Genomic DNA, 20,418 nt, shown 5'->3' on the forward strand with positions numbered 1-20,418 from the left:
GTAAAAGTGGTGGGATACTTCTCACCACTTTTACTTATTTATAATAGTTAACATTTTTTTTGCCAATTCATTGTAGCTATCATTCTCAAAATTACTGTTCCCATTATCAAGAATATATAATTTCTGCTTTAATTTTTCATGTGTTAATCCTAATCTCCGATGTAGTAGTACAGTTCTATCCTTCAAAAAACAAGATATGAATTTATTGTTTTTTAATTGATTATTAATTTCGGCAGGCACAGCAACCTGATTTATTGTAAACCTTCTCTCTATAGTGCGAGTAAAAAAATTTTTAGTATCACTTGTTATTCTCGAAAAATCGTTATTATTAGTCATAAATCGTTTCAGTTCTTTATAACTATCGCTAAATCCTCTTACTTGCCATCTGTATTTATTGCTATTTTTCCTAACTCCAAAATAAACAATTCTTTTAAAAAATATCTCTAATTTGTAACTTAATACTTCTATATTATTAGTTTCTTTATACTCTAAAACTATGTCATTTAACTTAACTGTATATTTATTTAACTTATTTTCAGCAATCCCAAATTGAAATTTACTTTTAACGGATTGACCATTTTTAAATTCATATCCCAAGTAATCAAATTTTATTTTGGTATCTAAGGAATTGTAATAGTCCGTCTTAATATTATTGACTTTCAATTTATTACCAAAGCATTGACTCATCAATTTAAAAATCACTTCTTCTATTCTACTTCGGTCAACTCTTTCGTCTAATATTAAAATACAGTCATCTACATATCTAGCATAATATAAGCAGCTTTCTTTAAACGCTTTTTTAACCTCAAGATCAAAATTCTCCCCCATTATTTCGACCAATGTGTTATGTAAACCTATCCCTGGAATTAATTTATTAATAGTATTGGTATACTTTTTTAAGAAGTCATACTCATAAGTCCTCAAATCTAATGCTTCGCATAGATAGTCAAAACTTTTTATAGAACTTACGGTATTAAAAAAATCTTGGAAGTCAAATTTATATATTGTATAGGCGTGGTAGCAATGAAGATCTGGGACTATATTCATAATCTCTGCCATTATATAAGATCTATTAGGAAATTTTAGATTACAATATTTATTTAATAACAATTTGTAGTAATCTAAAATAATTAGCTCTTCTATATTTATTTGTGTTTTGTCAATAACTAATCTATTTTTCACATTTCTTGTAATGTAAGGAGTTATTCTTTTACTTTTATATAAACTCTGGATAATCTCTCTTTCTTCTTTTACATATTGTTTAGCTAACTCAGCAATAATTTTTCTTCTCATTTTTACTAACTCCTTTAAGAACTAGTCATATACAATAGTCTACACAGAAATATAATTTCTATGGTTGAGAAAATTCATTTTAACTATTCCCCCAAATTTTTGATTTTCGTAACTATAGTCACTATCTCCATTCATTTATTTGATACTTATAATCGTGATTCAAGTAAAGATTCTTTTTATTCAAAAAATGAAAGACTGTCCATCTTACTCTTCAAAGGAAAATGGAATAAATATATTTTATTTTCAAGGCCAGGTAAGAGTTTAATATACGACCGGCATCAACTTTAACACTTATTACATGTTCCCGGTCCTGAAGTGTGGGGTACCAGGCACCAATTCAATTCGGTATTGGTATTGGTATTGGTATTGTTCTTGTTCCTATTGTTGCTTATCTAATTTTTTAATGACTATCATACACTCGGTTTATTGCACCTAGCGCTTTTTAGTCTGAAATTCATGTACTAATCTAATCATTATCTTGACTTTCCAAACGACACCACCTGTCCTTCTAAATGAGGCGATATAATAATAGTGGAATTCAGATGGCTCACTCGAGCATTTTCTACATATTCTTTTGAATTGTATACAATATCGCCTCTCTTCTATAAACTACTTTTCATTTCATCGCAGACGACAGTTAAATGTCCAATTCATATTCTTGTAATCTCCCAATTAAATCTTCATTTTACGAATAATTCAACCAATGTATGTTTCAATTATAGATAATACCTCCCTGTTTATCTTCTAGTTATTATATCATAGTTAATAGAGAGTTTATCAGACAATCGGATGACTAATATGTATTGAAGTGCAGGTACTTTATTTCACAGGAAACTTGCAGATTAGAGATCATCATTCAATTCTTAGGGAAGAATATAGCCTTCATATCTCTCATCTCAGTCAAACAACCGCGCTTTTTCCAGGGAGCGACGAATCCTCAATCTGCCTTGAAGAGAGATGGAACTACTTATGTGTAGTTAATCGTATTTGGTTCCCGCTGGGCTAGTTCGATCCATCGTGACGAATTAATTATTGAATCACAAAATGACTACCTTATTGGCATATGCGTCTCCTTCTAATCCGCGGAAAACCCCTCAAAATATAATAATCCATCTACGATTTGAAAAACTCGTAGATGGATTATTATATTTTGTGCAAGGAAGAGATATATGGCTTACTTGTACTACTTCTTATTAAAGTTACTTTCATAATCGGCTGTGTTATAATCTCGCATACGAGAAATACAACCTATTTAAATCAGCATAGTAAAAGTTGTAAATGCCTTATCTCACAACTTAAACTTTGTTTTAATTTGTGGCACAATTTTTGTCAGGTAAGGCGTTAAAGCGAAGTTATGCATAAGTTGATTACTTCCTTGCTTTTTTGTAGCGGAAGCGAAATCCAAACTTCCTATTAAGTCATCAATGAACGGAATATCTTCTGGTGAGGTTATTGAATAGGCATCAACAGACTTCTCAAAAATTCTACCATCTACTCCCCACTCTTTAGCAACCTCATAAATCAGTGCTTTCTTCTTGCCATTTTTCCAATTTTCAAAAGCTTGATCAAAATGAATGTCGCTTGAAATATTTCCAGGTTCTAATTCTTCTACAACAAATTCCTTAAGTAATTCTGCTTGTTCGTGTTCACCAAGGTTACTCAATTCTGTAATTTGTTGATAGATGATGCGCAATGTTTCGGTATCAACGGTTTGTCTACCATTATTCGAAGTTGTTTTAGATCCGATTAAGTTTAGGATATGATTTGCATCGATGACTTGCGTACCTGCTAGTTTCGTTTTCCCTAAAAGTGTCGGAGGTGTGTGTACAGGTGTATCGTCTCCTTCTTCAAAAATCAGGTTACGGTACGCACCAATATAGTGAAACCATGTACGTTCCGCCATTCCAAACGCTTCATCATCCCACTTATACTCATAATACTGCTCAACTAAGTTAAATTGTTCTGCAGCAGCTTTATACGCTTGTACGAACAGTTTCTTTTCCTCTTCAAACGGTTCAATTGATTGCCAACTCGTTGGATCAGGTAAAGTATTTTCCATATCTACAAGTGCGAGTTTAAACTTTTCGACTGCAGTAGGATAGGGCTCCACAATTGCTTTGCTACTTGTTCCGCCGCTTCCATAAAGTCTTAATGCGATATTGACCATCTCTTCCGTGATTTTCGGGTATTGGAAATTAATAATCGTTCCGAATTCTTTATTTGAACCATATACTCGATTCGTTCTCGAATACGCTTGAATCAATCCTTGCAATTCTAATGAACGATCGACATAAAGCGTATTCAGTAACTTAGAATCATACCCTGTTAACAACTGATCAGCCACAATAACGAGGTCAATATTTTTAGGGTTACGCCCACTTCCTCCTCGAGTTGCTCGTTCCACTACATCCTCAAAGTACGCTTCTTCTCCCCGCTTTTGATCTCCAGCCACGAATTCAATGCCTGTAAACGCCCCATAGTCTTTGAACATATTCTCAACGATTATTGGATCAACACGGCCAGTCTCCTCTTCATTTCCGAAACTGAATGTCATCGCAACATTTAAATGAATATTTTTTTCTTTCATCTGCTTTTTAAACTCTTCAAAGTAAGCAATGACACGCTTTTTATAAGCGACAGTTAAAATCGCATTAAACTCTCGATTTTGAGACTGCGCATCCCACTGTGTTAAAATTTCTTCAACTACTCGCGGGATATGTGTTTCATCGTAATAAAATAAAATCCCTTCTTTTTTTGCTGCCTTTTCAACTTCTAAATCCGTCATTTCTTGCACCGCTCGCTCTAACACTCTTACTTCGGTTTCGGGATTCTTTTCCTTCGCCAAATCAAGAAGCTTTTCTCTCAAGTCTTCATAGCTGCTAAACTCACCAGTATTAATATAGTCAACGTGGAAGCCTAATACGTTTTTGTCTGCAATCGCTTCCTCAATGGTGTACTGATGAATGAGCGGACCAAATAGTTTTTCTGTCGTATCAATAATTTCACTATTTTCATTTATTTTTCCCTTAGCTTGATTTTCATCAAACAATGGTGTTCCTGTATAACCGAAGAATAAACTATTTTTACTAAAATACTTTTTAATCGTCCCCATCATTTGGCCCATCGTTGTTCGATGAGCTTCATCGATGATAAACACGATCCACTTATCAGCGAGACGAGTATCATTTGCTTCAATCAAATCTTTTACTAAACTATTCAATTTGAACGTTGTCGTTACAACGATTCCATTGTTAGGTGAATGCATGATTCTGTTTAACTGATAAGTATGCTTCGTATCATCGACAGAGACTGACTCATACGCTGCATAAGCTTTAAAGTTCTCACTCGTTCGACTGTCTAACTCCTTACGATCCACCAGAAATACGACCTTATCAAAGCCCGCTCGTGTGGAAAGAAACAGTGCAGTTTTAAAACTTGTAATCGTTTTTCCTGAACCCGTCGTATGCCACACAAAACCACCGTGAGGGATACGTTCATCATTATCCCAGCCAAATGCTGCTCCTTCAACAGCTTGCAGAGCATGCACTTGATAAGAACGCATGAGCATATGGCGACGATTTTCTTCCTCTCTCGCTTCATCTATGACTAAATAATCGCCTACCATTTGATGCGCCATCGGAATCATTAAAAATTGACTAATGACTTTTTCCCAATCATTCACAGGTGTATTATGTTTATCAGCCCAGTGAAAGACGAAACTTGGGTTAAAGTCATGAACCGTTTTAGGAGTGGCAAAATAACGAGTTGCTACTTCAGAGGTAACGACCATCATTTGTGAAAACGCCATGAAATTCAGTGTATACTCCCCGTCTTGGTAATAGCGTTTGAATTGGCTAAAGGCTTCATCGAGTGTTTTATCTGTACGTTTTTGTTCGATATTAATTAGTGGCAAACCATTGATCAGTAAAACAAGATCAAAACGGTTGCCATTCGGCGTCGATACTTCTCTTGCGATACGGTAACTTGAATCTCCCCCGCGCACTTCTGCTTTTTTGAAAATGGTTAGCGTAATTTGTTCTCTCGTAACACGAGGGTCAGGGTCTCGGTAAATGCCATCAATTTTACCTTTAGACCCTTCCATAGCTAATAACTTGGCCGCTTCAAAACTATTGGCGAGCCGATTCACTTGTGCCATCACTTGATTAAATTCATTATCTGTTAATGGTACACTTTCAAGTTGATCGACGTTGATCCGATTCAATTCACTACGCCAATGATTAATTAGGTCTTTCGTCGTGACCTTCCGTTTCGTTCCATCTAATTCTTCTGGAGATTTCCATTTAAACCTTTTTAATTGCTCCACAAATCGGTCTTGAAAGTCTATTTCTGACACATTTTTTGGTGCATTGCTCATCACAATCCCCCCTCACACAAACATTTCTTGTAAAAACGCCTGCTTCATCGCTTTTAATTTACTTAACACTTTTTGTTGATTGTTAATTTTATCGTCTAGTTTTTCAAAGAATTCGCCTATTAATTTTTGTTCTTCCTTATTTGGTGTTGCAACTTCCATATTACTAATTTGTTCCAATGACAAATTGGGTTGAGCACCAATTGTCGGATTACTCTTAATATATTTAGTTACAACCGGCCCGCTTAAAGCAGTTAATAAAAATTTTGTTTCATAGTCATAACCCCGAATTATTGCAAGTGCTTGATTAGTATTCGCTGGTAGTAATTTTGAATCTACAATCGCTGTCCGGCCTAATGTTCCTGCTATAGATATTAATATGTCATTTTCCTCCAACACTGAACGTTTTAAATAATTTTCATGTTCATAATTACTAATCTTTAATGCGGGAATGATTTGGCCTGCTACTATGTTTTCTATTTTTATAAAATTAACATTTCCAGTTTGAGACATGTTTTTAGGAGTTGTCCCTTTTGTTATTAATTTTGTGTGATTTCCCAACCTTCTTTCTTCCCATTCCCCCGTAAACCCTGCAAATCTTCTTTTCGGTACTCGTTCACCTTCAGCAGGGAACATCTCAGCAAGGTAAGCAGATTTCAGAGCTTTTGTTTTTTCTAACTTGCGCTGTTCGAGCGTAATCATTTGGTCTAACTGCTTAAAAAACTCACCAATTTTTTGCTGTTCTTTAAATAAAGGCGCAAAATATTGATATTGATTTAATTCATTACGGTTTATCTTTGGCATACCGGTTCTACTTGAAACGGAGACTGAGTATTTATAGAAATCCTTACTTTGTAATATTGTAAAGAAAAAGTTTTGGGATACTCCGTTTCGAGCATTTAGTATATATGCATCCGCACTTGCTAAACCTTCAACTTCTGCAATGGTGTATTTAGCAAGTTGAGGATTAATTTTTCCGTAAATAATATCTCCTGATTTAAAATGAAATTTTCCACTAATCAGATTTTCTTCTTTTACTTTTTTTACATTATCTAAAAGTTTACCTGAAAAAGATTCAATGTTTCCTGGTCCGACATGAAATAAGTCATCATATATATCTTTTCTAGGATCAACCATATTAGTAGATATATCTACAGTCTCGCTCCAATTGTATGCCATCCATGAATCTTGATAACTTTTAAACCTTCTTTTAGGTATTAATTTCTTTTCTTTCAAGACTCAGTCACCACCAATTGCTGCATCATTTCTTCTAACTCTTGCTCTAATTGTTTACTATCTTCTTCTAATGTAGATAACGTATCTGAATAGCGTGCTTGTAATTGTTCGAGTACTGCTAGTTCTTCTGTTAAAGGATTTTCAATTAACCGCATGATTTTTGGCACTAGACTACCGAACCATTTTTCATGCATGAGGTCATCAATTTCTTCATCCGTTAACGTTTCAATACGGGCTTCTGTTGCTTCCTTTAATTCTTGGTTCAATTTCTTCACTTCACGATTAAGCGTTGTTTTTTCATTCAATAAATCTTCTGCTTTTTTCAGTAATGTGTAATCCGTACTTCCTTTTTCTGCTTCCTTTAATAGCAATCGTATTGCGCCAATCGTAAAGGCATCTTCTTTATCGTTCAGCGCTTCACTTAACGCAACTTCTTCATCACTTTCTTCTACTTTTGCAGCTTCAACCAATTCAGTGAGTTCTGTTTCGACTTCAGGAAGTCTTGCTTCTTTTTCTTCTATGGCAGTGACCTCTTCAGCAAATAAATGTTTCTTGATTAAGTCGTTCGAGACGATACTACCTACCCAACCATCTTGCTCTTCTCTTTTTGTCTTCCCTGAACCTTTCGTAACCATGAATGGCACTCGTGATCGACCTGCAGTATAGAAGTCAGATGAGGCGATAATTTCTGCGTCTTCATTCAGCTTATCTTTCCAAATCTCTGCAATGATTTGATAGCCGTCATATTCATCAATATGATTGAATCCTAACAATAACTCTTTAATATCAACTAACATCGCATCACGAATTTCAGTGATAGCATTGACATCATTGATAGTCTTCAATAACTCCCAATACTTATCCGTATATGCTTTCAGTTGCTGCTCAACTGCTTTAGACTTTTGAACTACATGGTCATCATTTAATACTTTCTTTGTTATTTCATCCATTGTTTCTGTCAGTTCAACATAGCTGGGACGTACTTCTTTCAATGCCTGTTCAATAATCGTGGGGACAGTTTCTTGCAGAACTTTTAAATCTGCAATATTTGCATAGGGGATTCCACCGTACAAGTGTGCATCTACATCTTGTGGAATTTCTTCCGTAATCGATTCGATGTAGCGTGGAATATTTAAGTTGTATTCATTTTCAATAATTTCTTCTCTCGTTGCCAAATGGCTGTAGCCTGCTTCTTCATTACGCATAGTGTATGTATCAACAATTTTCGCAATGTCTTTTTCTTGTAAAACGTTTTGCTTCCCTTCCTTTACAAATGTTTTCGAAGCATCAATCATTAATACAGGGTCACCAAGTGGGCGATCTTTCTTCAAAATTAGAACTGTGACAGGAATACCTGTATTCGTAAATAATTTATCTGGTAGACCGATGATTGCATCGATATAATTCTTCTCTAATAAACGTTTACGAATTTCTCCTTCCGCTCCTCCTCTAAATAACACGCCATGAGGTAAAACAATGGCCATCGTTCCCTGTTGACCTAAATGGAACAGTCCATGTAAAAGAAATGCATAGTCTCCTTTGGAATCAGGTGGCAGTACTCCAGCAATTTCAAAGCGCGGATCACTTACTTTTAAATTAGATCTATTCCAATTCTTTACTGAGTACGGAGGATTCATTACGACCGCGTCAAATTGTACCCCTTCATTTGGACGTTGTGGATCTTCTGGCCAATCTTCTGCAAGTGTATCCCCATTATTAATGTTCATTTTTTCTGGACGTACGCCGTGAAGTAGTAAGTTCATTCTCGTTAAGTTATACGTCGCTGTATTTTTTTCTTGACCGTAATAAGCTAAACTTTTCTTTTCATCATCAGTTAAGTAGTTGCTAACCGTTAATAAAAGTGAGCCTGAACCGACTGTGGGGTCATAAATCGAGCGAATTGATTTTGTTTTAGCAACAATTTGCGCCATGACTTCACTCACTTGTGATGGCGTGTAGAACTCTCCCGCTTTCTTTCCAGATTCCATCGCAAATTGTCCGATTAAATATTCATACGCATCTCCTAACACGTCACCTTTTTGTAAGGCAACCATATTGAGGTCAGCAAAGAGTAAGACTAATTCTTTTATATTTTTATTTCGTTCATTTAAGTTGCTACCTAGTGCCGTATCTGTCAGATCAAGTGCAGAACCAGCGAATAATCCTTTAAAATCATCTGAGTCTCCTGTTACAGCAATTGTTCGTTCAAAGTGATTCAAGCTATCCGTTACTTTTTGAACTTCAAACTCACCTGAACGGATGTCGCTGATCCATGTTTGGTATAAGTGTTGAGGTAAGACATAGTAACCAAGAACGTCAGAAATCATTTTAACAAGCTGATCACCGTATTGCTTGTAGCTCTCATGATACGCTTGAATGATTTCTTCTTCGGTGTTTTGTTTCATACCACTCGTCATTTTAAATGTATCAATCGTTTTATCACTTAAAAACTTGTAGAACATTAAACCCAACATATAATCTTTGTATCGACTGGCATCCATTGATCCTCGTAACTCATTGGCACCGTCCCATAATCTTCTTTTTATTTCATCTGATGTAATCATATTTTTTCTCCTTTTACACTCAAATTTCTTTATTTCATATCTCACTTTTAAGATTGCAGATTGTAGTTATATTTTTAAATGATTCCACCTTTTATGCATTACAATAAACACAACATCTGAATTTACGGAATGACTTGTTATATGGTAATAAGGACGTTACCCTTATCCCCTATTCTACTGGTGTTGCAGCAATATTTCTAGGTAAGCCTGCTACCAATCAATGGGTATGAGGGTGGGAATCGATAGTCATCTGCTCCAACCATAGAAAATGCCCCTCATAAAAACTACTATTTCTTGGAGGGACAATAATGCCAGGAACCCGTATAATTCGGGATTGGTTAAGTGCCTGGTAATGAAAATCTATCAACGATTACTCTACCGAGAAGATTAAAACCACCCACCTTAATATTTTGCAATCCCATTTCAAATCAAATGACGTCGAAATGGATGAAAATAAAAGAGCCAGAAGCGTTAAGCCCCCAGCCCCTTTATCATCACTTCGTTTCCTCAAACGCCTCCGGATAATTAACCGTGCCAAAAACCTCCCCAGTACTATAATCCACCGTCTCAATCGTCACATTCAGATTCTACGAATCCGTCGAAGCTGTTCTCAATTGCTACATTGTCGACTTCTAGTCTGTACTTGGAGAAGTCCTTGTTGTACGTGATGTCTGGATGGAGGTGAAGTCTAGTCATTGATCAGTTCATCGACATACTATCCATATCGCCGGTTGACTTTATTCCTCCACCCCTACTTTAATAATGTAATGTTTAATTTCAGTTTCAATAACGACTCGATTTACGGGTACTCCTTCCAGACTCTCCAATTGCCTCAGCACCTGTTCTTTTATACTGCTATCCATATTCGTACGCAGTATATCCATAATTCCTGAATGTCGACTTATAACTGCTGTAATAACTGATTTACCCATGTGTTCACGCTCCCCGTTTGTATTCATGCACTACCTTTTAAAACTTATTTACTTTATTACTTTCACAAAAACTATCTTTCGATCGGCATAAGTATCTGTGACAAAATCAGTATTATACCCAGCGTCCATCCAAGCTATCGCTTGTGAATGGTCATAATTATTAGACCACCAAGACTCAGGGTGTTTATACGCGGACTGAGGTAATTTTCGTCCCACTATTTTTTCTATATCCTCGAAGGAAAGTGTAATTTCTTCTTCCTTAGAATTTTGCAGGTGGTTCTTCAAACCCAAATACGCGTCCCCTTTTGGCATTTATACCATCCCCTTCTGTTTTTTTAAAAATTGAGTATGTCGATCAATGAGCAATTCATTAACAACGTCCCCGACAAATTGTTCTTTTGTAGATTCATATATGATCATAAACACACCAACTTTTTTTAAAAAATTCATTAAATCCATTGTCTTTCAATTTCACTTTTACCACAAGTCTATATACCGAAGATGATTATCCTCTTCGTTCGCTCAATATTCGTGTAACTTCCGTCTAATTGTGTTAAACTATACGTAAGATAAAAAAGACCGGATGCACCAACATCCGATCACGATGCAACGGACATACCGCAAGAAGAGCGGTTGACCAGTAGCGAAATAAAAGTGTCACAAAAAGTAATCACCCTGCTTTCTTGGTCGTTAGCGGTGGGTGGTTACTTTTTTCTATTGGTGTCTAGAGCAATGATTGCTGCAATCGCTAGTTCAGCTGTTGCGATAAATATTCCAAATTGGAACATCATGTTCATTGCTTCATATGTCACCATGTAAACATCCCCTTCCTAGGGGAGTGCCAACCGTCCATCCGCTATATGCCGTTACAACTATTAGTCTATCAAATCGATGATTAATTATCGATTGAACATTAAGAAATCTTCTATTCGATTTACCCAGCTAGAAAAGGATAATTAAAAAGCCAAAAGCATTAAGCCCCTGACTCCCTGATTTTCACTCCATATCCTCAAACGCCTCCGGATAATTAACCGTACCAAACACTTCCCCAGTACTGTGATCCAACGTTTCAATCGTCACATTCAACTTCTCTTCATCCACACCTCCAAACAGCTGATAGAACATCCCAGACATCGCAAGGCCTAGCGCTGCGAATCCGTCAAAGCTGTTTTCGAATGCTTCCTTGTCGACTTCTAGTGTGAATTTGGAGAAGTCTTTGTTGTGCTTGATATCCTTGATGGAGGCAAAGTCCTCATCATTGATCAGTTCATCGACATACTCCGTTACGTTTGTTTTCATTTCTTGCATCATTTCTTTATGTTTCGCTTTTGTCATCTTGTATGTGACGGATCCGTCGTCGTTTTTCTTGACGTCTTTGATGCCGTCTTCTTTTGCTTCGGCTATGACAGTGTCGATGTCTTCCCCTTCCATGAATGAAGCTGGGATTGTCACTTCGACGTTCAGGAGCCCTTTGTCGACTGCCACGGCGCCGCTCGTTTCTTCGGTCTTCTTCTCTTCTTGTTTACTGGTATCCGCTTTTTCGTTAGCATCATCCTTCGATGAACAAGCCGCCACGGTGAGTAAAGATAACAACAGGATTGCCAACAGTTTTTTCTTCATCATTTTCATCTCCATTTACTTACTGTACGTAAAAGAACACAGGCGATCCCTCGCTCGAATCATAGGAAATCTTGAAGTCATCGCCGACTTTCACTTGATTCACAATATATCCTTCTGCGGTGCCGCCATTGTAAAGTTCTTTGTCCAACTCATTCGGAATGACTGCTGATTTCCAATCATATACTTCCCCGTCATTCGAAACGAAGTTGAAGTTCATGCTGCTGAAATAGAGACTGTCGTCTTCCGTTTCGGATTCTTTTAGGAACCCTTTCACTTTCACCAACACGTACTCGAATCCTTCATCGGCCGGTTCATTGTACATGTTTTCTCCTTGGATGATTTTCCAAGCTTCTTCACCGCGGATCGTTTCGAGGAGTGTGATTTCTACGAATGATTCGTAAGAATTGAAGCTGTCATCATATATATTCTCTTTCACAGTGATCGTGTCACCGAATGGCAATGGGTTGGACCGCGTACCGAGTGGCTTCTCTTTTTCTTCCACTTCTTCTTTTGCCGTTTCCGTCGCCTCTTGAGACTCTGTTGCCTCATCCGCGCTCGATTTTACTTCCCGTGTATTTTTCTCGTCGATATCCCCGCACGCTGCCAGGATCATCGCAAATAACACGCTACAAAACATTAATACTTTCTTCATCAAAAGCCCTCCTTTGTTCTTACTCCTTCATTGTAGAGGGGCACGAAGAAGAACCTTTGCGGATATCCGCAAAGGTTAGTGATAATGTTTATAAATCTTTTCCGCTTCCTCTTTCATTCTGCCGACAAGTTCTTTCGGGTGGATGACTTTGACGTCACCGCCCCATCGGAAGAGCCAGCGGACGAGGCCTTCACTCATCGCCACTTGCGCTTTCAATCGAAACGTCCCATCCTCATTATCTTGTATATTGGCATCCAAACCAAATCGGTCGATGACGACATTGATGAGCTTATCGGCAAATTCCGCTTCCAATGAAATCAATTCGCCACCGAACATATGGAACATCTTCTTCGTATATTCCTGCAGATCGAAGTAAGGGTCGGGCACAAATGGCTCGTACTGCACACGGACGTTCCGCATCCGGTCTACCCGGTATTGCCGGATTTCATCTGCCGAAGGGAAATAGGCGACCAAATAATAGCGGTCGTTGTTCCAAATGAGACCGAGCGGATGGACGAGGTAGTCCTGCCCTTCATTGCTCAAATGGAAGTGAAGGTCTGTTCCATAACGCCCGTATTGGAACGCGACCATCCGTTTATCATGGATTGCTTCATGCAGCAGCTGGACGGCTGCAACGATTTCAACTGCACCTTGGGCGGAAGGTTCCGCTACATGCAATTCATTCGTCAATTGCTTCGCTAGTCTCCGGCTCGTCAGCTTACGGATCTTCATGAGCATACGGTCGGTTTCATTCCGCGAAATGAATTTCGCGGCACTAATGGCGTCCATGAGCAAGCGGAGTTCATGGATTTCAAACGGTCTGCCGTCATAATAATAATGCTTCGGCATTCCTTTTTTCTGTTGCATCGCAGAAACCGGAAAGACGATCGACTCCTCAAGTGCAGCGACATCATCCCGTACCGCCCCGATGCCGACTTGCGAGTCCTCGGGGAAACGGCTATGGATGTCATGGATGGACAGCATATCATCCTCGTCTGAATAGGCTTCCAAGATGCGGATCACTTCCAGGAGGCGTTCCCTCGCTGTGATGGGGGTAGGAGGCAATGTCATCATCCTTATCTTCATTGTGAATCACTTCATGATACATCTCTTATTTAGTTAATTCCAATCCAATCTCACTCTTTCGGATGTAGGAATACAAGGATTTTACCGTCCTCAGCATCTTTTGAATATCGTTCAGCCTCATCATCTGTGATTCCCATTTCCATAAGCGCATGCTTTAATCCTCCAGCACCCGAGTTGGCCCCTACGACTGCCCCTCCAATTGTTGTAATGATAGGACCTGCCGCCAACAAAGCACCAAACCCAGGAATCAGTACAGTGGACAACCCTGCTATCACTCCTGCTAAACCAATTGCTCCTCCAGTTGCAGCTCCAGCAATCGCTCCGTCCTTAGTAGAAGGTTTCACTTCCTGTGCGATGTTAGGTAGATTTTTTGTGTTTTTAGCAATCACTGATATTTCTTCAGTTGTATAGCCTTTCTTTTTTAAATCCTCAATAACTCCAGCCACTTGCTGTTCATTTTCATATACACCAACAATATGATTATTCAATATAAACTACCTCCTAATTATATATATCCTCTACCCTCCCTTTAATTTTTCTAGACTAGAATATATTTACTATTTAACAGGTGCCTGTGCACCACACATTTATGACAATTCAATTTAAGGTATATAAATACACAAAGAAGCCAACCGGGCGTTGATACGGTTGACTTCTTCATTTTCTTTATACAATTGTAGTGTATTTACTGAATTGTGTGCTGCACAGGCACCAGAACCTATACTTCCTTACCTATGTTGTTCCCATAGGTGGTTCAGTATACTGCTTACTACCGCTAAGATTGCTAACATAATTGCCAAGGATGGTTTTCCAACATCATATAAAGCGAAAGCCGCTACACCAAAAATGATCAGTTCAAGTACTACTCGCCCAGAACCTTTGCCTCGCAGAGGAGCCTTCGGTGAGATAAAGATACCCCAAATTGTCGCCATTAGCAGAGGTGAGCCTATGCCTAATACTGACTTCATTAAAAAACCACTACCAGTTTGAAAGCCCCAGTATGACACGGCAACTAGGCCACTCATTTCTAACATAAAGCGAAGCGCCAAGTTTACTTTCATTCCCATTCCCCTTCTTGTTCGTCGTAACTTTACTATACGTACTATTCAAGGAATCGGTTCAATTTACTATATGTAGTCGTTTTCCAGACAAATAAAGGGGTATTGATATGGAAGCAAGAGGCTATTGGGATATTGGTTGGCTCTGTTATGCATATTGGTAGCGTGCCAGCGCGTACTATAAGCGACATGGAAACGTTCTAACAACATAAAGGAGGAACGATCAGATGCCTAGTGGAACACACACGACAGAATTGGATATCCCCATTGAAAAGGTGTGGGATTTCGTCAGTGATATGAACAGGTGGGCACCACTCGTCCCGGGATATATCGAGCATGACATTCTAAGTGACACGCGATCGACGTGGACGTTTAAAGGTGATCTCGGCGTCATGCAAAAGACAGTGAAGTTGCAAATTGACATCACTAAATGGAAGGAACCGACGCTAGTCACATTCGATTTAACCGGGTTGTATGAGAACTTTTCGGGCAATGGGTATTTTAAAGCGGAATCCATCTCACGTTTCAAAACCGAAATGCACGGGAATTTGGACATCTCAGCAAGAGGGTTGAAGGGACCGGTGATCAATACCATTTTAAAATCATTCGTCCCGAAGACGGCGGAGAATTTGACGGAAGCGATTGCAGAGGAAATTACGAGTGTTGAATTGAAAAGAGTATAAACCGAAGTAACCACCCTGCTACTTTAACCATAGCAATACGTGGTTACTTTTTTATTTACAGAATAATAGTATAGTTTAAGTGGAATGTTAAATTTTGTATTGGTTAGCAGGCACTATCTGCTAATAGAAAGGACATGTGATGATGAACAAAATAAAGTTGGTTTTTCATATACTCATCTCTTTCATAGGTTTCACCAGTGTTGTCTTACATATCGCTTATTCCCCTGCTCCTTGGATCTCTATAACGAAATTCACAATTCAATCGAACCTTATTGTATCCGTCACCTTTCTACTGAGCGTTTTCACAATGATAGCGAGAAAGCCCCCGACTCCCTTATTGGATTTCTTGAAAAATTGTTCTCTCATTTATATTTTTATATGTATAGCTACCTATCATTTTCTTCTTTCCAGTGGCGGAGAATACGATGGAATTCGGATTGTCACGAACTTTACCCTTCATTACTTACTACCGATATTTGTATTTATGAATTGGATTGCTTTTGAAACCAAGAAAAAATATAGCTATAAGCACATCTTTTATTGGATGATCTTCCCTTTGCTTTATTGTGTCGTTTCATTGTTACGAGGATTGGTTGATGGTTTTTATCCTTATTTCTTTTTGAATCCCACTGGAGAAATTCCAGTAGGTGTTGGTAGCTATGAGAGTGTTGCATTGTTCATTATTGCTTATTTATTTGTTTATATCGTTTTGGGCTTTTTCTTGATTCTCTTAAACAGGATATTTCTAAACAGTAATATGATAACTTAACAGTACTCGTGATTGCTTAACATAGGAGCGATGCAAATGGTTAAGAGAGAAAAAGTCGCCATCACAATCTTTGCTACAGTCATCGTACTGGCGATTGGTCTGTCTTTGTATGATTGGCCCTCAAGAAAAATTCCTCATGTGACAATGATTTCTTCCTACGACATTCGAAATGTTGGCTCTCTCTATGATTTTAAAGATAAAAGGATCGACAACATTAAAGTGACTACATGGACCAACCTCACTTATAGTATGAAGCGGGATGAGTCGGGAATTCACGTTCAAATTCGAAATGAGGAGAACAAGCTCCTTACCGAAACGACTTGCGGGGATTTCCTTATTTATTATGTGCCTGAAAGTTGGTCTCCTGATCAAGTGCAATTGCAATCTTGTAAGCCTGGTGAAGAGACATATACTTTAGGGTCTATCAATTAATCAGGTGCCTGTGCACCACACATTTATGACATTTCAATTTAAAGTATATATATACACGAAGAAGCCAACCGGCAGTTGATACGGTTGGCTTCTTCATTTCTTTATACAATTGTAGTGTATTTACTGAATTGTGTGCTGCACAGGCACCAAAACTTAGAACCTCTGGATGGACAGTATTTCATCCTCGTCTGAATATGCTTCTAAGATGCGGATTACTTACAGGAGGCGTTCTCAGATAAGGTGTCGGTTCATGGTTATCATATTTTCGGATTGATGAGGTGCTTGTTATCTTATAACACTATAAACAAAACCCTTCTCAAGTGACTAATTTAAAAAGGGTAAACAATAAATATATGATTATCGTTGACATTAAATCGGTTTCTGCCTAGGATGGCGGACCAAAAAGATCTCTATTGTTCCTTCCCCAACACGATAAAAGACTTTGTAGGGATCAGATTTTCCAAGAGCTATTAATACCATTCTCAAATCAACTCGCTCTTGTTGAAGGTAAACCGGTCGACCGGGAAGATAAAGGGATAACTTTTGCTCTCTAAAATATACTTAAATTGTTTCCTTTAGATAAGGTGCAATCTTAGGTAACTCAACCGTTTTCCTCCATCGATCTAATTCCAACAAGGAATCGATGGCTGATTTTCTCCAAATAACATTCATGAATCAATTCCTAACATCTTATTGATTTCATCTTCTGTTAAGATTGGATTCGTTTTATCCAATGCAGCCCTCAGGCGTTCTTCTTCGTCAGGGTCAGTGACTACATAGGCGGCATAATCATTTACTTCTTCTACCTCCATCAACAAATATCTCTTCGCATCTACCTGAATATACGGATGACCGGATTGAATCGCCTTTTTCACTTCATTATCTTCAATCTTAATTGGTTCCACTATACTCACCCACTCTTCTTTCATTTACCCTTAATTATACCTTAGTACAGGATAGGTTTAAACTTCTTGAAAGGTTGCCATCCCGAGGCATTCATAGTAATTTTAATTAATACATAAATCGAGGAGTATGCACTATGACACAAATTAACGGCACCCATGCGATGCTTGATTTCGCAGAGGACAGTCTCTAGCCGGATGACGGTCAGTCCTATGACTCGGCTTCATCCGGCTAGGGAAAATCCCTATGCGAAGGAGTTTTTTATTCATGAAGAAAGAGTTTAAGCAAACAGCTGTATTTTATTACGAGCATCATTATGCAAAGAAGGGCGATTACCAGATCCACGTCCGGTTCCCCGATCTATTAGCGTTAGGCCTTCCAGCCTTTACTGTTGGGAATAGCCTAGAAGATGCAATTGAGGCTGCGAAAGAGATACTCGAGATGATGGTCGAATGTGCAGAAGAGGACGGAATCGTACTGCCCGACCCTACTCCAATCGAAATGATTCAAATCGATCGAGGTTTTGATCTCGATGCACCGCCGTTCCGAATCCTTGTCGAACACGTGTCGATTTATTTGTAATAAAACTCCGATTAGTAAATAGCTCAATATAGCAAGGAAAGACCGGATGCTGTATCATCCGGTCTTTCTCTTTTAGCACTAGACACCTACCCACTATAAACACTCTCACACGTTCCCGCGATTGGTTCATAAAAGCAATGAAGTTTGAATTGGCCCGTAAACGGTTGGTTGTACCAAGTTGGAGGACAAGGACCGAATGGATTGAAATACCATAGCGCGAATTTCGCTGGGTGCTGTCTCCAGTTTTCCAAATTCCGTCTTGCTAATCGTCTTTCAGATTCTCTCGCCCGTTGGTAAAACAGGTTCCCCTTTTGAACAGCTTCGAAAGAATAATTTCCTCCCTGCACCTGAAAAATGACATCGTTAATCGTTCGAACATCTCGAAAGTCTAAACAATCTGCTACAGCGCGGTTCACAATGACATTGCCGACATACAACATCCCTTGGTTTCCTTCGCCCTCGGCTTCCGCCCTCATCATCCTTGCCATTAAACTGACATCATTATCCCGGTATTTAACTCTTGGCATTTATCCACCTCAAATATATTGTATGACCCAAGGCCTGTTCAAATGCCATTTTTCAAAAATAAGAATCTGATGCACGAATGCTAAACTCAGCCCTCTTTAGACACCGCCACGCCAAGATGTTTTAATGCAAAATGGAGTATCTCTCTTTTCCTTCTTCTAACTCTTCAAATTCTTCTACTACAAAATCGATAAATCGGTCAAGGTATAGCTGTACGCCTATTTTTGCGATTGCCGAAATGTCCTTCCCATACATTTCCGCTACTAGTTTGAGTTTTTTCATTTCCTGATCATTTAGAGTTACAGTGAACTTTGTTTTCATGCATTTACCCCCTATTATTTCAATTCCTCTCTTGTCTGGTAATAGTGTGCTGCACAGGCACCGAAATTTCGGTGCTTGGTTCGCGTTATTCTGTTATGGACCACTGCTCGCGGTGACGTTGCAATCCTTCTTCTCCGTAAAGCGTGCGCACGAAATGCTCTTCCGCCCGCTTCGTCCGGATATGAATGGAAGAATGATCCTCGCATACATCACAGTTTCCGTACTCCGCATCACTCGTCAATCTCAAGTAAAAATAGTCATCTTTCACTTGCGAGAAATCCCCTTGCAGCCATTTATCCAAAATCTCCTCTAACCTCGAATCCTTCTTCACAAAACGCTTCAAGTAAAGGATGTTTTCCTTTGCCATTTGTCCGGCTGAATGGCCTGCGGAATAGCTATTCACTTCCGCCCATCCATGCTCCAACTTATCTGTAATGAGCTGATCGGCTGAATATCTCGTCACCTTCTGCCCAAGCATCGACAGCATTGTTTGAGCCATCGTCATGGAACTTTCCTCCAACCGTTGTGCAGAAATTCCTGCAAAATGTCCGGGTAGTCGCATCGCCGGTGCCGCTGGATCGATAGGATTGTTCATATGCAGCAACCGATGCAGAAATACGGCATAATGCACTCTTGTAACGGGTTTATCGGGATTGAAGTATCCGAAATCCCCTGTTGTGATTCCATTCGAATAGAGCGCTCGGACATATTTGTTCGCCGGATGATTTTTCGGCACGTCCATGAAATCCAACTCCACTTTCACTTTCAGATTGAATGCGATTGTCAGCACCTTCGCCATTTCCGCACGAGTGATCGGCGTATTCGGGTTGAAGTTCCCTTTCGCATCCGGCTCGAAAATTCCGGCTTGCTGTAATTTCTTTATATCATTGAAGAAGGCGTTCTTCGTGGATACGTCCTCGAATGGAACAAACGGCTTTCTTGCCGGTAACTTTGTTGCGCGGTTGACGAGAGCCGCCGCATGTTTCCGCGAAATGACCTCAGTCGGCCTGAATTCCCCGTTTTCGTACCCGCTAATAATATTTCGGTCCCGCATCTCATGGACAATCTCATAATACGGGCTGTTCTTGGACACGTCAGGAAACGGATTCGTCACTGCCGCTTCCGCCTGTACCGGGAAGAGGATGGCAGGAATAGCGATCGCCGCTGCTAATGCCATTTTCAATATCTTGTTTTTATTCAATGAAACTTCCTCCATTTACTATGTACACTATTATTTGCACCGTACAGACGTAGATTTTCGGGAAAAGTTTCAAAGTATTTTTTACTGTTACATTTCCACTCCCGATTCAAGCGAATTGAAGTTTAGTTAAGGGGCAGAACTGGTTTTATTTACTTGTGTTACTAGTTTGGAAAGTAGCCTAGAATTGTG

The 20,418-nt window shown here is 38.9% G+C and carries 20 protein-coding genes; 4 read left to right on the forward strand and 16 right to left on the reverse strand.

The window, feature by feature from the left end:
* Positions 1-30: 30 nt before the first annotated feature.
* The 12 genes from NIT04_RS15525 to NIT04_RS15580 form a co-directional block, all read right to left on the reverse strand.
* Positions 31-1,293, reverse strand: a complete 1,263-nt coding sequence (locus NIT04_RS15525) for a hypothetical protein (RefSeq protein WP_252504438.1) — start codon at positions 1,291-1,293, stop codon at positions 31-33.
* Positions 1,294-2,581: 1,288 nt separating this feature from the next.
* Positions 2,582-5,668: an HsdR family type I site-specific deoxyribonuclease gene (locus NIT04_RS15530; RefSeq protein WP_252504439.1), complete on the reverse strand. Its 3,087-nt coding sequence runs from the start codon at positions 5,666-5,668 to the stop codon at positions 2,582-2,584.
* 12 nt (positions 5,669-5,680) lie between these two features.
* Positions 5,681-6,901, reverse strand: a complete 1,221-nt coding sequence (locus NIT04_RS15535; RefSeq protein WP_252504440.1) for a restriction endonuclease subunit S — start codon at positions 6,899-6,901, stop codon at positions 5,681-5,683.
* Positions 6,898-9,465 carry a type I restriction-modification system subunit M gene (locus tag NIT04_RS15540; protein WP_252504441.1) on the reverse strand — a complete coding sequence of 856 codons (2,568 nt, stop codon included), beginning with the start codon at positions 9,463-9,465 and terminating at the stop codon, positions 6,898-6,900. Before NIT04_RS15540 ends, NIT04_RS15535 begins: the two co-directional genes overlap by 4 nt.
* A gap of 737 nt (positions 9,466-10,202) precedes the next feature.
* Positions 10,203-10,397, reverse strand: a complete 195-nt coding sequence (locus NIT04_RS15545; RefSeq protein ID WP_252504442.1) for a hypothetical protein — start codon at positions 10,395-10,397, stop codon at positions 10,203-10,205.
* A 48-nt stretch (positions 10,398-10,445) separates the two neighbouring features.
* The gene (locus NIT04_RS15550; protein WP_252504443.1) at positions 10,446-10,709 is read right to left on the reverse strand and encodes a hypothetical protein; all 264 of its coding nucleotides are present in this window, start codon (positions 10,707-10,709) and stop codon (positions 10,446-10,448) included.
* Between the two features lie 392 nt (positions 10,710-11,101).
* Positions 11,102-11,212, reverse strand: coding sequence for a putative holin-like toxin (locus NIT04_RS15555; RefSeq protein WP_252504444.1), 111 nt, complete (start codon positions 11,210-11,212; stop codon positions 11,102-11,104).
* 181 nt (positions 11,213-11,393) lie between these two features.
* Entirely contained in the window at positions 11,394-12,017 is a 624-nt protein-coding gene (locus NIT04_RS15560) for a hypothetical protein (RefSeq protein ID WP_252504445.1), read from the reverse strand.
* A 19-nt stretch (positions 12,018-12,036) separates the two neighbouring features.
* Positions 12,037-12,669, reverse strand: a complete 633-nt coding sequence (locus NIT04_RS15565; protein WP_252504446.1) for a DUF4352 domain-containing protein — start codon at positions 12,667-12,669, stop codon at positions 12,037-12,039.
* A 75-nt stretch (positions 12,670-12,744) separates the two neighbouring features.
* Entirely contained in the window at positions 12,745-13,755 is a 1,011-nt protein-coding gene (locus NIT04_RS15570; protein ID WP_252504447.1) for a YafY family protein, read from the reverse strand.
* Between the two features lie 50 nt (positions 13,756-13,805).
* On the reverse strand, positions 13,806-14,243 hold the full coding sequence (locus NIT04_RS15575; RefSeq protein ID WP_252504448.1) for a general stress protein: 438 nt from the start codon (positions 14,241-14,243) through the stop codon (positions 13,806-13,808).
* A 240-nt stretch (positions 14,244-14,483) separates the two neighbouring features.
* Positions 14,484-14,816, reverse strand: a complete 333-nt coding sequence (locus NIT04_RS15580) for a YrdB family protein (protein WP_252504449.1) — start codon at positions 14,814-14,816, stop codon at positions 14,484-14,486.
* A 224-nt stretch (positions 14,817-15,040) separates the two neighbouring features.
* Between NIT04_RS15580 and NIT04_RS15585 the strand changes: the two genes are divergently transcribed.
* The 3 genes from NIT04_RS15585 to NIT04_RS15590 all read left to right on the forward strand — a co-directional run bounded on the left by NIT04_RS15585 (position 15,041) and on the right by NIT04_RS15590 (position 16,697).
* Entirely contained in the window at positions 15,041-15,496 is a 456-nt protein-coding gene (locus tag NIT04_RS15585) for a CoxG family protein (protein ID WP_252504450.1), read from the forward strand.
* Positions 15,497-15,638: 142 nt separating this feature from the next.
* Positions 15,639-16,265 carry a Pr6Pr family membrane protein gene (locus NIT04_RS19175; RefSeq protein WP_371922559.1) on the forward strand — a complete coding sequence of 209 codons (627 nt, stop codon included), beginning with the start codon at positions 15,639-15,641 and terminating at the stop codon, positions 16,263-16,265.
* Between the two features lie 36 nt (positions 16,266-16,301).
* Positions 16,302-16,697 (forward strand): hypothetical protein, encoded by a 396-nt coding sequence (locus tag NIT04_RS15590; RefSeq protein ID WP_252504451.1) that lies wholly within the window; start codon positions 16,302-16,304, stop codon positions 16,695-16,697.
* 668 nt (positions 16,698-17,365) lie between these two features.
* Here the strand turns inward: NIT04_RS15590 and NIT04_RS15595 are convergent.
* Positions 17,366-17,602 (reverse strand): hypothetical protein, encoded by a 237-nt coding sequence (locus NIT04_RS15595; protein ID WP_252504452.1) that lies wholly within the window; start codon positions 17,600-17,602, stop codon positions 17,366-17,368.
* Positions 17,603-17,867: 265 nt separating this feature from the next.
* On the opposite strand from NIT04_RS15595, the gene NIT04_RS15600 reads away from it, so the two are divergent.
* Positions 17,868-18,182, forward strand: coding sequence for a type II toxin-antitoxin system HicB family antitoxin (locus tag NIT04_RS15600; protein WP_252504453.1), 315 nt, complete (start codon positions 17,868-17,870; stop codon positions 18,180-18,182).
* Between the two features lie 86 nt (positions 18,183-18,268).
* Here NIT04_RS15600 and NIT04_RS15605 read toward each other — a convergent pair whose 3' ends face one another.
* The 3 genes from NIT04_RS15605 to NIT04_RS15615 form a co-directional block, all read right to left on the reverse strand.
* Positions 18,269-18,709, reverse strand: a complete 441-nt coding sequence (locus NIT04_RS15605; RefSeq protein ID WP_252504454.1) for a cell wall hydrolase — start codon at positions 18,707-18,709, stop codon at positions 18,269-18,271.
* 121 nt (positions 18,710-18,830) lie between these two features.
* A complete protein-coding gene (locus NIT04_RS15610; protein ID WP_252504455.1) occupies positions 18,831-19,028 on the reverse strand; it encodes a hypothetical protein in 198 nt (65 codons plus the stop codon).
* Positions 19,029-19,113: 85 nt separating this feature from the next.
* Entirely contained in the window at positions 19,114-20,229 is a 1,116-nt protein-coding gene (locus NIT04_RS15615; protein ID WP_252504456.1) for an S-layer homology domain-containing protein, read from the reverse strand.
* Between the last annotated feature and the right edge of the window lie 189 nt (positions 20,230-20,418).

This window comes from Sporosarcina sp. Marseille-Q4943 (genome assembly GCF_943736995.1).
Classification (GTDB): domain Bacteria; phylum Bacillota; class Bacilli; order Bacillales_A; family Planococcaceae; genus Sporosarcina.